This is a genomic window from Maribacter sp. HTCC2170 (genome assembly GCF_000153165.2).
In the GTDB taxonomy this organism is placed as follows: Bacteria; Bacteroidota; Bacteroidia; order Flavobacteriales; family Flavobacteriaceae; genus Maribacter_A.
In genome coordinates, this window is the sequence record NC_014472.1 from 986463 (window position 1) to 999926 (window position 13464).

Annotated in this window: 13 protein-coding genes and 1 tRNA gene; 4 read left to right on the top strand and 10 right to left on the bottom strand. The window is 37.0% G+C overall.

From position 1 onward, the window contains the following. Nucleotides 1-82 precede the first annotated feature (82 nt). From asnS to FB2170_RS04500, 3 genes are read left to right on the top strand one after another with little or no spacing between them, the layout of a single operon-like run. Nucleotides 83-1516: an asparagine--tRNA ligase gene (gene asnS / locus FB2170_RS04490; protein ID WP_013305328.1), complete on the top strand. Its 1434-nt coding sequence runs from the start codon at nt 83-85 to the stop codon at nt 1514-1516. A 40-nt stretch (nt 1517-1556) separates the two neighbouring features. Beyond that, entirely contained in the window at nt 1557-3014 is a 1458-nt protein-coding gene (gene rpoN, locus FB2170_RS04495; protein ID WP_041632673.1) for an RNA polymerase factor sigma-54, read from the top strand. Next, entirely contained in the window at nt 3014-3619 is a 606-nt protein-coding gene (locus tag FB2170_RS04500) for a hypothetical protein (protein ID WP_013305330.1), read from the top strand. The genes rpoN and FB2170_RS04500 overlap by 1 nt, the downstream gene beginning before the upstream one ends. Here the strand turns inward: FB2170_RS04500 and FB2170_RS04505 are convergent. The 8 genes from FB2170_RS04505 to FB2170_RS04540 all read right to left on the bottom strand — a co-directional run bounded on the left by FB2170_RS04505 (nt 3614) and on the right by FB2170_RS04540 (nt 8764). Next, a complete protein-coding gene (locus tag FB2170_RS04505) occupies nt 3614-4327 on the bottom strand; it encodes a porin family protein (protein ID WP_013305331.1) in 714 nt (237 codons plus the stop codon). The two genes, FB2170_RS04500 and FB2170_RS04505, sit on opposite strands and share 6 nt — an antisense overlap. Nucleotides 4328-4402: 75 nt before the next feature. Then, nucleotides 4403-4885 (bottom strand): ExbD/TolR family protein, encoded by a 483-nt coding sequence (locus FB2170_RS04510; protein WP_013305332.1) that lies wholly within the window; start codon nt 4883-4885, stop codon nt 4403-4405. A gap of 19 nt (nt 4886-4904) precedes the next feature. Then, nucleotides 4905-5516 carry an ExbD/TolR family protein gene (locus FB2170_RS04515; protein WP_013305333.1) on the bottom strand — a complete coding sequence of 204 codons (612 nt, stop codon included), beginning with the start codon at nt 5514-5516 and terminating at the stop codon, nt 4905-4907. A 10-nt stretch (nt 5517-5526) separates the two neighbouring features. Further along, on the bottom strand, nt 5527-5958 hold the full coding sequence (locus FB2170_RS04520) for a hypothetical protein (RefSeq protein ID WP_013305334.1): 432 nt from the start codon (nt 5956-5958) through the stop codon (nt 5527-5529). Nucleotides 5959-5982: 24 nt separating this feature from the next. After that, nucleotides 5983-6729 carry a MotA/TolQ/ExbB proton channel family protein gene (locus FB2170_RS04525; protein ID WP_041632674.1) on the bottom strand — a complete coding sequence of 249 codons (747 nt, stop codon included), beginning with the start codon at nt 6727-6729 and terminating at the stop codon, nt 5983-5985. Nucleotides 6730-6807: 78 nt separating this feature from the next. Beyond that, nucleotides 6808-6895: transfer RNA gene (locus FB2170_RS04530), tRNA-Ser, on the bottom strand. Nucleotides 6896-6962: 67 nt separating this feature from the next. Further along, complete coding sequence (locus FB2170_RS04535) at nt 6963-7991, bottom strand: asparaginase (protein WP_013305336.1); 1029 nt, start codon at nt 7989-7991, stop codon at nt 6963-6965. A 5-nt stretch (nt 7992-7996) separates the two neighbouring features. Beyond that, nucleotides 7997-8764: a TatD family hydrolase gene (locus tag FB2170_RS04540; RefSeq protein WP_013305337.1), complete on the bottom strand. Its 768-nt coding sequence runs from the start codon at nt 8762-8764 to the stop codon at nt 7997-7999. Nucleotides 8765-8888: 124 nt separating this feature from the next. On the opposite strand from FB2170_RS04540, the gene FB2170_RS04545 reads away from it, so the two are divergent. Further along, nucleotides 8889-9341, top strand: coding sequence for a retropepsin-like aspartic protease (locus tag FB2170_RS04545; protein ID WP_013305338.1), 453 nt, complete (start codon nt 8889-8891; stop codon nt 9339-9341). Between the two features lie 33 nt (nt 9342-9374). Here FB2170_RS04545 and odhB read toward each other — a convergent pair whose 3' ends face one another. Together odhB and FB2170_RS04555 are read right to left on the bottom strand one after the other, a co-directional pair. Beyond that, on the bottom strand, nt 9375-10589 hold the full coding sequence (gene odhB, locus FB2170_RS04550; RefSeq protein WP_013305339.1) for a 2-oxoglutarate dehydrogenase complex dihydrolipoyllysine-residue succinyltransferase: 1215 nt from the start codon (nt 10587-10589) through the stop codon (nt 9375-9377). After that, nucleotides 10586-13414, bottom strand: coding sequence for a 2-oxoglutarate dehydrogenase E1 component (locus FB2170_RS04555; RefSeq protein WP_013305340.1), 2829 nt, complete (start codon nt 13412-13414; stop codon nt 10586-10588). Before FB2170_RS04555 ends, odhB begins: the two co-directional genes overlap by 4 nt. Nucleotides 13415-13464 lie beyond the last annotated feature (50 nt).

The window sequence follows — 13464 nt, forward strand, 5'->3', positions numbered from 1 at the left end:
CTTAGGTTTTTATACATTTTAGAGCTCGCTTCTTTTTGCTCAAAAGGCTATCTTTGCCCTTTTAATTTTTATTCGATTTAAAATGAAATCTTCAAATGTAAAAGAACTGCTTTCCAATGCTCCAGAACAGCAGGAAGTTGTAGTAAATGGTTGGGTCAAGACTTTTAGAAGCAATAGGTTTATTGCTCTGAATGATGGGTCTACAATAAATAATATTCAATGTGTTGTTGACTTTGAAAATCTAGAGGAAGAAGTTTTAAAGCAAATAAATACAGGTGCGGCATTAAAAATCAGTGGAATCTTGGTTGAAAGTCAAGGCAGAGGACAAAGTGTGGAAATTCAAGTCAACGATATCCAAGTTCATGGTGGTGCAGATCCTGAAGCTTATCCTATACAACCCAAAAAGCATTCTTTGGAGTTCTTACGTGAAAAAGCTCATTTAAGGGTAAGAACAAACACCTTTGCGGCTGTCATGAGAGTACGTTCCGCTTTGGCGTTTGCTATACATCAGTATTTTAGACAGAATGATTTCTACTACTTTCATGCGCCAATAGTAACGGGTTCTGATGCAGAAGGAGCCGGAGAAATGTTCAGAGTAACCACTTTGGATAGTAAAAACCCTCCCCTGAATGAAGAAGGAGAGGTTAATTACAAAGAAGATTTCTTTGGAAAAGAAACCAACTTAACCGTTTCCGGGCAGTTAGAGGCAGAAGCCTATGCCATGGGCTTGGGTAAAGTATATACTTTCGGACCTACTTTCAGGGCGGAAAATTCAAATACATCCAGACATCTTGCTGAGTTTTGGATGGTAGAACCAGAAATGGCATTCTATGATTTGGATGCCAATATGGATTTAGCTGAAGACTTCATAAAAAATGTCATTGCTTATATTTTGGAGCATTGTAATGAAGACCTGCAATTCCTGGAAAAAAGATTACTGGATGAAGAAAAATCAAAACCACAGGCAGAACGGAGTGATATGCCACTAATTGAAAAACTTAAGTTCATTTGTGATAATGAATTTAAGCGGGTGACCTATACCGAAGCAATAGACATTTTAAGAAACAGCAAACCCAACAAAAAGAAGAAATTTAAGTATCCGATCAACGAATGGGGAGCCGACCTGCAAAGTGAACATGAGCGTTTTCTAGTTGAGAAGCATTTTAAATGCCCTGTTATATTGTTCGATTATCCGGCAAAAATAAAGGCGTTTTATATGCGATTGAACGAAGATGGCAAAACGGTACGCGCCATGGACATTCTTTTTCCTGGTATTGGGGAAATCGTTGGCGGATCACAACGTGAAGAACGCTTGGATGTTCTAAAAGAAAAAATAGCTGACCTAGGAATTGATGAAGAAGAATTGTGGTGGTACCTTGATCTTAGAAAGTTTGGTACCGCCGAACACAGCGGATTTGGTTTAGGGTTTGAACGTTTGGTACTTTTTGCCACAGGCATGGGTAATATTCGCGATGTAATTCCGTTTCCCCGAACACCCCAAAATGCGGAGTTCTAATCTGAAATCGTTAACTTTATAAGGCAGATAACAAACCTAAATGCTCAAACAACACTTACAGTTTAAATTATCACAAAAGCTTTCTCCTCAACAGATTCAGTTGATGAAGTTGATACAATTGCCTACACAGGCATTTGAACAACGTTTAAAACAAGAGTTAGAGGAAAATCCTGCTTTGGAAGGTGGTAAAGAAGAAAGTGAAAGTATTGAGGATGAATATGATGACCTCTATGAAAGTGAAATAGAAGGTGAGAACATTAATACTGATGACATTAACATAGATGATTATCTCAGTGATGATGAAATTCCCGACTACCGTACGAAGGCAAATAACTATAGCGCAGATGACGATGAAAAGAGTGTACCGTATGCTGCAGGTACTTCTTTTAACCAATACCTAATAACACAACTAAATACCACCTATTTAAGTGATGAAGAATGGAGCATAGCGGAATTTCTTGTTGGCAGTGTTGATGAAAGCGGATATATTAGACGCCCGATGACCGACATTATGGATGATCTGGCATTTACCCAAAATATTTATACTGACGAAAAAACCATAGAATCTGTTCTAAAAACGGTACAAGCTTTGGATCCTGCAGGTGTTGCTGCTCGGTCACTTGAAGAATGTTTGATTATCCAGTTAAAAAGAAAAGAGACCAATCAGGACATTGAAAGGGCCATTTCAATTTTAGAAAAGTCATTTGAACAGTTTACGAAAAAGCACTATAAGAAGTTACTGCAAAAACACAATATTTCAGAAGAAGAACTTAAAGACGCAATAGGGGAAATTGAAAAGTTAAACCCTAAACCCGGTGGTTCATATGCCGGAAACAATAGAATTGTTGAACATGTAGTTCCTGATTTTTCCATCAAAATTGTGGACGGGGTTTTAGAACTCACCCTCAATGGACGAAATGCACCTGAATTGCATGTCTCGAAGGAATATAACAACATGCTCAAGGGATTCAAAGACGCTAAGAAGAAATCTAAGTCCCAAAAAGATACCGTGATGTTCATTAAGCAAAAATTGGATGCAGCAAAATGGTTTATTGATGCCATAAAACAGCGTCAACAAACTTTGTTCATCACCATGAGTGCTATTATGGAATATCAAAAAGAGTATTTCTTAACGGGTGATGAGCGCAATTTGAGACCGATGATCCTTAAAGATATAGCGGACAAAATCAATATGGATGTATCAACAGTATCTCGAGTCGCAAATAGTAAATATGTTGACACTCCTTACGGCACTAAATTGATTAAAGAATACTTTTCCGAGTCAATGAAAAATGAGCAAGGTGAGGATGTTTCAACAAAAGAAATAAAAAAAATACTTGAAACAGTTATAGCTGAAGAAGCTAAGAAAAAACCACTTACAGATGACAAACTCGCTGCCATCTTAAAAGAAAAAGGATATCCAATAGCTCGTAGAACAGTAGCAAAATATAGAGAACAGTTAGGAATACCTGTGGCAAGGCTACGAAAAGAGATCTAATGAAATTTTTTCAAAAAGCAATTTCATATATCTTTCATCCACTATTTATTCCCATTGCCGGGACCCTTGCCTACTTTCTTATTACTCCAAAATATAGTCCGTTAGAATTGCAAAGCGGGAACATTTTGCCAATCTTTATTCTAACGGTTATCATACCTATAATTACTTTTTTGATCCTTAGAAATATAGGTTATGTTAATTCAATACAACTACCTACAATCCAAGAGCGTAAATATCCTTTGTACATTAATCTTGTGATATTATTAATGATAGTCTACAAGGTGATTCCAAATAATTATATCATCGAGCTTTATTTCTATTTTGTTGGGTTAATTGCCGCTACTTTCGCAACAATTATATTACTGTTCTTTAAAGTGAAAAGCAGTATGCATCTACTTGGCATGGGCAGCTTATTTATGTTTTTAGTGAATTTGAGCATACATTTTGAAATCAACATTACCTTGGCTTTAAGTCTATTTATACTGGCAATTGGCCTTGTATCCACTTCCAGATTATATCTTAAGGCCCACACAAAGGCAGAATTGATTCTTGGCTTTGGTATAGGGCTAATTTCACAATTGCTTACAGTTAAATATTGGTTATAAAATGTAAAAAATTAAACCTACACGTAATGGTTTTAATTTTAAATTCTCATTCTCTAATAAAACATCATCTTCAAAAAGATTATTCAAAGCATAGTAGATGTGAACATTGAACGTATTATAGCCAAAATTGAACATTAGCCCATATTGAAGTTTTCTAACATCAGAGTTTACAAATGAAGTCTTCTCCTCAGATGTCACTAATTTAGAACGTGACCCAAATATGTATCCTAGTTTTATCCCTGAATAAACCCTCCAAAATTTATACTCAGTAGCCGAAGAATTTCGCCACCTAAACTCGAGCGGCAATTCTACTAAATGAGTTTCAATTTTATTTCTTTTCACCGATAATTCGTCTTCGCTCAAAACAATTACATCTTCTTCTATAAATGAGTAGTCTATACCTGCAGCCGATTTTGACGCCCATAAATTAGAATAGTATGAATTAACTGCATAGCCAAGACCCAACCCAATGGCAAAAGTTCTATCAGGATTAAGAGGTATATCCTTAATAAACCCACCCTGCAATCCATATGAAAGATTGGTCTGTTTAAAATCATCCGGCTTATTAAGCAAAAAATTATAAGTAACCCCCAAATAGAATTGATCCTCAAGATATTTTGAATCAGCTGCCTCCCGTTCATTTAATGATTGACCAAATAACCCACTATATGTAAAAAATAACAGAAGACCAAGAATTGTTTGTTTCATGAAGATAAATTTAATCAAATAAAAAACGCCCCGATAAATTTATCGGGGCGTTTTTATAAGTTTGAAAATTTGTATTTACTGCAAGTTTCTAAAGGCATCGCCTTCATAGGTCGTATAATTTACCTTAAGGGCATTAACTTTTCTCAACTCTTGTTTAATGTCCGATATTAATCCCATATTGGCATTTTTATCAACTTTTAAAGCAGTTGTCAAAACGTTCTGCAGTTCTTGCGACTTCTTTGCTCTTTCTGCTAGGATATAATCACCTACATCAGATGGGTTCGCAAATTTATCATTTAACTGAATCTTTGACTCAGTACCAAAAACTTTTTGATATTCTTGGGTTGGCTTACCAACATAAATGTATATAACACGGTCCTTTTTTTCTAACTTCTTAATTTCGTTAGCATTAGGAAGCACGTTTTCTACCTTAAGTGAACTATCCTTCATAACCGTAACCGTCATAAAAAAGAACAGCAACATAAAAACGATATCAGGTAAGGACGCCGTAGATACTGGTGGCAGTTCACCACTCTTTTTCTTACTAAATTTAGACATAGCTTGTATTTAGAAATTATTAGTTAGAGGAAGATGTTTCAGCTTCAGACAGTTTTTGTGGAAACAAATCCTGTATTTGTTTTACCTTCTCCTTAAGATCATCTTTAGTACTCTGAGCCGTTTCAGGATTTAAGTACTCCGCTTCCATATCAGTAAATTTACGGCCAAATAACCGCTCAGCTTCCCTGTTACGTAAATCGTTATAAGCCCCTACCAATTCGTTTTGAACAGTAATATAGGTCCCATACTTGGTCTCCCTATCATTCTTTAAGGATATTATCGCCTTTGTCGGGTTATCTGATGATTCAGAATTTTTTCTTCCCTTACAATAAGTACAAGTACCATCACCTCCATTATCTAAAAAGGCCATCGCTTTAGTTCTCAAATCTTTCAAATTCACCAATTCTTCATCAGCTAACAACTGCCCATTCTTATTGATGTTAACCTGAAAGATGTTCTTTTGCTTAATAACAACATCAATGTCATCAGGTGGGTCCATAGGCGGTAACATACGATCTAAACCAGCATCTGTCTCAATGGTCGTAGTAACCAAGAAAAAGATTAATAGTAAGAAAGCTATGTCTGCCATAGAACCAGCATTTACTTCTGGTGCTCCTGCTCTTCTAGCCATAGTTTATTTTTTATTTACTGAATAGTTTTTTAATCCCTGGCAATACTATTGCTCCTATTGCAACTATTGTAAGGATAAAGAACACATTCAATCCCATTCCTATTTTCTTAACAGTACTCTCTGTGGTCATGGCTGCATAATCAGCTGCCACGTCTGTTCCACTAGACATTACATACGCTATAGCAACAACCAAAAGAAAACCAACAACGACAAATAAGGTTTTTTTAAGCCCTTTTGGGTTTGCGAAAAGATTCATTAAAGTGAACACCAAACTTGCGACTACTGCAATTCCCAATAATAGGTATGTAATCATAAACATTGTGTTCATTGCCCCACTCTGGGCAGCTTCAGCCGTTGGCATATCCTTCTCTGGCAACATATACCAAAGTATAGCGGAGATAACGCCAATTACTAACAAAAATATTTTTAAAATTTTATGCATGATACATTTTGTATTAAGTCCGACTTATTTTTTATGGTCTACCAACATATCAATCAATGAGATTGATGAATCTTCCATATCATTAACAATACTATCGATTTTTGCAATGATGTAGTTATAGAAGATTTGAAGTATGATAGCCGTAATAAGACCAAATACAGTTGTTAATAATGCTACCTGAATATCGCCGGCAATAAGCGATGCACTAAGGTTACCCACTGCACTAATTTTCTGGAAGGCCTGAATCATACCGATTACCGTTCCCATGAAACCAAGCATTGGCGCAATTGCGATGAACAATGACAACCAAGAAACATTCTTCTCTAATTGTCCCATTTGAACACCACCGTATGCCACAACTGATTTTTCTGCTGATTCAACGCTTTCCCCTGCTCTATCCAAACCTTGATAGTAGATTGATGCAACAGGGCCTTTTGTATTTCTACAAACTTCCTTCGCAGCCTCAACACCACCAGATGCCAAAGCATCTTCAACTTGTTGTTTTAATTTAGTCGTGTTTGTTGTAGCCATATTCAAGTAAATGATTCTTTCAATGGCAACAGCCAAACCAAGAATCAAACACAATAATACGATACCCATAAATCCGGCACCACCTGTTATGAACATTTCTTTTAAAACCTGAGTAAATCCTTTGCTAGCTTCTGGAGCTGCATCCTGCAATACTATCGCTGAAGCAATGTTTGCACTTACTGTATTTGTACCTGCCACAAATAACCCAGCCATTGCTAGGATAGAGAATGATCTTTTCATTTTTTTCAAACTTAAAATTAGTTAGTTAATAGGGTTAAAGATAAAAAAAAATTGCAATAAAAAAAGTAAAATATTGAGCAGAGAGGAAGGGATTCGAACCCTCGATACACTTTTGGTGTATACACACTTTCCAGGCGTGCGCCTTCGACCACTCGGCCACCTCTCTAGATAAGCCTTAAAGGTTGGCCAATTAACAAAAAAATAATTAAGAAATAAAATTTAAAGCCTTTTTTTTATTGCATTTCTCCTCGTAAGGAAGTTTCAAAAATGGTTTTGAACAACTTGGGTGAAACCTTGTTTCCCAACAAGTACATGAGCTTGGTAATTGCAGCTTCAGTCGTAATGTCCTTACCATTAATGACTTGCATTTTCCTTAGGTCCTTACTTGTTTCATATTGACCCATAATAACACTACCTCCCGAACATTGCGTAACATTCACAATATGCAATCCACGGTCAATTGCATTTTTCAAACAATTAAGTAGCCATTTTTCCGTAGGTGCGTTTCCAGCCCCATAAGTCTCAAGGACTAGAGCCTTTAAATTTGGAATATTCAAAACACTCTCAAAAACTGATTCGTTGATTCCTGGAAATATTTTTAAAACTGCAACATTCGTATCCATTTTATGATGGACCTTGAACTTTTTACCTCTTTTCTTTTTTTCTATGTATTCAGGATACACCTTTAAGTGAACTCCAGATTCAGCCAATGGCGGATAATTTAATGAACTAAAGGCTTGAAAATGTTCAGCATTGATTTTCGTAGTTCTATTTGCCCTATACAGTTTGTACTCAAAATAAAGTCCCACTTCTTGAATAACCGACTTGCCTTTTTCTCTTAACGCCGCTATCTGAATAGAGGTAATAAGATTTTCTTTTGCATCAGTACGTAAATCCCCAATGGGTAATTGAGAACCCGTAAAAATAACTGGTTTGCCCAAATTCTCCAGCATAAAACTCAAAGCTGAAGCCGTATAACTCATGGTATCACTACCGTGCAACACCACAAAACCATCGTACAAAGAATAATTGACCTCAATCAATTCAGCAATATCCGTCCAATGCTTAGGGTTCATATTCGAAGAATCCAAAGGTTCATCAAAAGAGACACTTTCAATATTACAATCCAGCTGATTAAGTTCAGGTATACTTTTTAACAAAGTATTGAAATCAAAAGCTTTAAGTACTCCAGATTCATAATCTTTCACCATACCTATGGTACCACCAGTATAAATAAGAAGTATGTTTGGTTTTTCATTCATAATAATCAAATTCCAAATATTTTCTTAGAATTCGCTGTTGTAATATCAGCAATCTCTTGTTTACTTACGCCATAAATCCCAGAAAGCTTTTCCAAAACATTAAGAATGTAGGCACTTTCATTTCGCTTACCACGATAAGGGGTTGGCGCCAAATATGGCGCATCTGTCTCAAGTACAATATATTCTAAATCAATTTCTTTTAAAAATTTATCAATTTTTCCGTTCTTAAAAGTCACCACTCCCCCAATGCCTAATTTCATACCATAAGATATTGCTCTTCTAGCCTGTTCAATTGTTCCAGTAAAACAATGGAAAATTCCGAATAAATCATCACCTTTCTCCATTTCAAGAATCTCAAATATTTCATCAAAAGACTCTCTACAGTGAATCACTATAGGTAGCTTATATTTTTTTGCCAACTGTATTTGAAAGCGGAAAGCTGTTTGTTGTTCTTTCAAAAAACTTTTATCCCAATACAAATCAATACCAATTTCTCCAACCGCATAAAAACTTCTTTTCGCCAACATTTCTTCAACATGTGCCAATTCATCTTTATAGTTTTCTTTCACATGTGTGGGATGCAATCCGGTCATTAAAAACATGTTTTCAGGATAAGCTTTTTCCAAAGCCAGCATAGCCTCAGTATAACTTGAATCGATTGCCGGGATAAAAAAACGTTCAACGCCCAAATCCATAGCTTTTTTTATCATCTCATCCCTGTCCTCATCAAAGGCCTCACTATAAAGATGGGTATGCGTGTCAGTCAAAATCATTTACAATTAATTAATTTGTTTCTTCTAATTAAATACTTTCCACCAGTGTACAATCTGGCCAGAGCTAACCTAATAAAGGCTCATTTCATGGACAAAAATAGCCTTATCTTTGAGAAAAAAATAGATGTTGAGCCTCAAAAAGTTCTTGAAAAAGAAAAAGTACATTAGAGTTCCCTTAGTGTTTACTGCAACCAATCATTTTGAAGTTGTCGCCAAAATCAATGGAATTTCTGGTCGATTCATTTTAGATACCGGTGCCTCCAACACTTGTATCGGAATGGATAAAATTGAATTCTTCAAACTCATTTCAAAAGAATCAGAAGTAAAGGCCGCCGGAGCCGGAGCCACTAATATGGAAACATTGATATCAACAAAAAATTTTATTAAGATTGGCAAATGGAGCAAACCAAAACAAAAAATAGTACTCTTTGATCTTAATCATGTAAACGAAGCCCTCACAACCCATAACGCACTACCTGTAGATGGTATTATCGGAGCCGACATACTAAAGAAGTCGAAAGCCATAATTGACTACAAAAACTCTTTTGTATATCTAAAACAAAAAGGCTCGAAATAAATTCGAGCCTTATAAATTAACGTTTTTGGCAACTTACATTTCAAGCGCCTTCTTCACATCGTTATCCATCAACAGTTCTTCTGGACTTTCCAATGCCTCTTTTACAGCAACCAAAAATCCTACAGATTCTTTTCCGTCAATGATCCTGTGATCATATGACAATGCTACATACATAATAGGCGCAATTACAACTTCTCCGTTTTTAGCGATAGGTCTTTCCACAATATTGTGCATTCCCAATATCGCGCTTTGAGGTGGGTTTATTATTGGCGTAGACAACATGGACCCAAAAACACCTCCATTTGTAATCGTGAATGTACCTCCGGTCATTTCATCGACTGTAATTTCACCATCCCGTGCTCGAATAGCCAATCGTTTTACCTCAGCTTCAACACCCCTAAAGGTCAACTTTTCAGCATTTCGAATAACCGGCACCATTAATCCTTTTGGTCCTGAGACGGCAATACTTATATCAGCAAAATCGTAAGAGATCATTTCCTTACCATCAATCATTGAATTAACAGCAGGATACATTTCCAATGCCCTCACAACTGCCTTTGTAAAAAATGACATGAAACCTAAACTAACTCCGTGTTTCTCTTTAAAATTCTCTTTATATTTTTTTCGAAGGGCAAAAATCGGTGACATATCCACTTCATTAAAAGTGGTTAACATCGCAGTTTCGTTCTTAGCCGAAACCAATCTTTCTGCTACTTTTCTTCGCAACATAGAAAGCTTTGAACGGGTTTCCCCGCGATTACCACCAGATAAAGGTGTACCCATTGATGGTACCGCTTTTACTGCATCCTCCTTGGTGATTCTACCATCCTTACCTGTACCTTTTATGGTAGCGCCATCAATATTTTTTTCCGCTAATATTTTCTTTGCTGCAGGAGAGGCGGCACCTGTTGCATAAGTCTCTTTCGTTTCTGCGACCACCTTAGAAGTAGCTTCTATGGTTTTAGTTTCAACTGTTACAATTTTATCTGAGGATTCACCTTCAGGCTTTGGCGCAGAAGTATCTATCAAACAAACTATAGCCCCCACGGCCACGGCATCACCCTCTTCAGCTTTTAAAGTAATAGTACCACTTTCCTCAGCAGGAAGTTCTAATGTTGCCTTGTCGGAATCAACCTCAGCAATTGCCTGGTCTTTTTCAACATAATCACCATCTTCAACCAACCATTCCGCAATTTCAACTTCGGTAATCGACTCGCCCGGTGAAGGGACTTTCATTTCTAAAATCATTCTTCTAAACGTTTGATAATTTGTTGATATTCTTTTTTTCTAGTCATATTGTCTTTTCTCTTGTCAAAGACATAATCTATAACTTGTTGGTGCCTGTTCTTTGAGCGCACTGCACTACCTGCAGCAGGCGATGCATAATATCTTCTCGATGCTACCCGGAATTTCTTGGCCTCACTATAATGCATCATTATATGACTCCAAGCCCCCATATTTCTTGGTTCTTCCTGAGCCCAAACCAAATCATCAGCATTATTGTATTTTTTCAAAATTGCATTCATTTGTTCGGTCGGAATTGGGAACAATTGCTCTATACGTACCAAGGCAACATCGTCTCTATTTGTTTTCTCTTTTTCATCCAATAAATCATAATAGAACTTTCCTGTACTAAAAACCAAAGTTTTTACTTTTTCAGCATTTGCAGAAACATCATCCAAGACCTCTTCAAACCTGCCTGATGTAAATTCATCAACGGAAGAAACCGCTTTAGGATGTCTAAGCAAGCTTTTTGGAGTGAAAACAACCAATGGCTTTCTAAAATTTACTTTCATCTGACGTCTCAATATATGAAACATCTGCGCCGGGGTCGTAACATCCGCTATATACATATTATCCCTAGCACATAATTGTAAATATCTTTCCATACGAGCCGATGAATGCTCGGCACCCTGACCCTCATAACCATGTGGTAGTAACATGACCAGACCGTTCTGCAACTTCCATTTATCTTCAGCCGCCGAAATATATTGATCAATCATAATTTGAGCCCCGTTACTGAAATCCCCAAATTGTGCCTCCCAGATGGTCAAGGTATTCGGGCTAGCCATCGCATACCCATAATCAAATCCGACTACGGCATATTCTGATAATAGAGAATTATAAATCTGGAACTCTCCTTGCTTATCAGAAATATGGTTCAATAACATAACCTCTTCTTCACTTTCCTCCACTTTCATAACCGCATGTCTATGCGAAAAAGTTCCCCTTTCTACATCCTGACCAGACATACGTACACCAAAACCTTCTTCTAAAAGTGTACCATAGGCCAATAATTCTCCCATGGCCCAATCAAGTTTATTAGTTTCAAAGAACATCTTCTTACGATCATTCACAAGCCTCACCACTTTCCTTAAAAATTTCTTGTCTTCAGGAAGTTCTGTAAGCACTCTGGCAATTTGGGTTAACTTTTTCTTATCGTAAGCGGTTTCAACTGGATCCAACATCGCCCATTCGCGAACTTGTTTAAACCCCTTCCATTCGTCAGCCATAAAAGGAGTGATAATCGTCTTATCTTCCTTTCTTGAATCTTCAAGTTCCTCTTCCAAAGTAGCCTTGTAATCAAGCTCTAGTTGCTTAACAAAGCCTTCTTCAATCACCCCTTCTGCCAGCAGTTTTTCAGCATAAATATCCCTTGGGTTTTTATGTTTAGCAATTACCTTATATAATTTGGGTTGGGTAAATCTTGGCTCATCACCTTCATTATGACCATATTTTCTGTACCCCAATAAATCAATAAAAACATCAGTCTTAAAACGCATGCGATACTCCAACGCAAATAGCGCTGCGTGACAAACCGCTTCCGCGTCATCTGCATTGACATGTAAAACCGGACTCAAAGTCACCTTACCCACATCTGTACAATAAGTGGACGACCTTGCGTCTAAATAATTTGTTGTAAAACCAATTTGGTTATTCACAACCATATGGATTGTTCCATTTGTCCTATACCCATCAAGCGTTGCCATTTGCACCATTTCATAGGCTATCCCCTGACCGGCGATTGCCGCATCACCATGAACAACAATCGGAAGCACTTTGGAAAAATCATCTTTATACTGTGCATCCTGTTTTGCCCTAGAAATACCTTCAACCACTGCCCCAACAGTTTCCAAATGAGATGGATTGGGTGCAATGTTCATCTTTATATTGTTTCCATAGTCAGATTTTCTATCTGATGTCCATCCTAAATGATACTTCACATCACCATCAAAAATCTCCTCTTCGTAATCCTTACCATCGAATTCGCTAAAAATATCTTTGGCCGATTTTCCAAAAATATTGGTCAAAACATTCAATCTACCTCTGTGGGCCATCCCCATCACAAACTGCTCAACACCGAGCTCTGCGGCTTTTTCAACAATAGCATCCAAAGCAGGAATCAAAGATTCATTTCCTTCTAGGGAAAACCGCTTTTGGCCAACATATTTTGTATGGAGAAAACCTTCAAAAGAAACCGCTTGGTTAAGCTTCTTTAAGATATGCTTTTTACGGTTATTGTCAAATTCGGGATGATTATCATTAACATTTATCCAGTTTTGAATCCATTCCCTAAGTTCTGGCTTACGAATATACATGTATTCGACCCCAATGGCATCGCAATAGATCCGTTGCAAATGCTCTATTATCTGAGCTAGTGTTTTTGGTCCAATTCCAATAATTTCACCAGCGGTGAAAACCGTTTCTAAATCCTCTTTAGTAAGTCCAAAGTTCTCAATTTCCAGGGTCGGGATATACTTTCTACGTTCCCGTACTGGATTTGTCTTGGTAAAAAGGTGACCTCGACTTCGATAACCATTGATCAACTGAATCACCTGAAACTCTTTATGAAGTTTTTCGGGCACTTCACCATTCACAACCGCTCCTTCAATAGAAGCTCCATTCTCAGATGGTAAATCAAGTCCATCCAAAGAACTTTCCACTCCAAAATCAAAACCTTGGAAAAAAGCTCTCCAACTTGGCTCTACACTATCGGGATTCGTTAAATACTTGTCATATAACTCTGCGAAGAAAGAAGTGTGCGCAGTGTTTAAAAAGGAATACTTATCCATAAGAGGTTCTCTATCTTAACCACAAAATTTGACCAAAAATACAATAATTC

What these genes read in the sequence shown, in the direction of transcription:
- FB2170_RS04515 (WP_013305333.1), bottom strand. Translation starts at nt 5,516, where the DNA reads ATGGCTAGAAGAGCAGGAGCACCAGAAGTAAATGCTGGTTCTATGGCA.
- FB2170_RS04535 (WP_013305336.1), bottom strand. Translation starts at nt 7,991, where the DNA reads ATGAATGAAAAACCAAACATACTTCTTATTTATACTGGTGGTACCATA.
- FB2170_RS04555 (WP_013305340.1), bottom strand. Translation starts at nt 13,414, where the DNA reads ATGGATAAGTATTCCTTTTTAAACACTGCGCACACTTCTTTCTTCGCA.
- FB2170_RS04525 (WP_041632674.1), bottom strand. Translation starts at nt 6,729, where the DNA reads ATGAAAAGATCATTCTCTATCCTAGCAATGGCTGGGTTATTTGTGGCA.
- odhB (WP_013305339.1), bottom strand. Translation starts at nt 10,589, where the DNA reads ATGATTTTAGAAATGAAAGTCCCTTCACCGGGCGAGTCGATTACCGAA.
- FB2170_RS04510 (WP_013305332.1), bottom strand. Translation starts at nt 4,885, where the DNA reads ATGTCTAAATTTAGTAAGAAAAAGAGTGGTGAACTGCCACCAGTATCT.
- FB2170_RS04520 (WP_013305334.1), bottom strand. Translation starts at nt 5,958, where the DNA reads ATGCATAAAATTTTAAAAATATTTTTGTTAGTAATTGGCGTTATCTCC.
- rpoN (WP_041632673.1), top strand. Translation starts at nt 1,557, where the DNA reads ATGCTCAAACAACACTTACAGTTTAAATTATCACAAAAGCTTTCTCCT.
- FB2170_RS04540 (WP_013305337.1), bottom strand. Translation starts at nt 8,764, where the DNA reads ATGATTTTGACTGACACGCATACCCATCTTTATAGTGAGGCCTTTGAT.
- FB2170_RS04500 (WP_013305330.1), top strand. Translation starts at nt 3,014, where the DNA reads ATGAAATTTTTTCAAAAAGCAATTTCATATATCTTTCATCCACTATTT.
- FB2170_RS04545 (WP_013305338.1), top strand. Translation starts at nt 8,889, where the DNA reads ATGTTGAGCCTCAAAAAGTTCTTGAAAAAGAAAAAGTACATTAGAGTT.
- asnS (WP_013305328.1), top strand. Translation starts at nt 83, where the DNA reads ATGAAATCTTCAAATGTAAAAGAACTGCTTTCCAATGCTCCAGAACAG.
- FB2170_RS04505 (WP_013305331.1), bottom strand. Translation starts at nt 4,327, where the DNA reads ATGAAACAAACAATTCTTGGTCTTCTGTTATTTTTTACATATAGTGGG.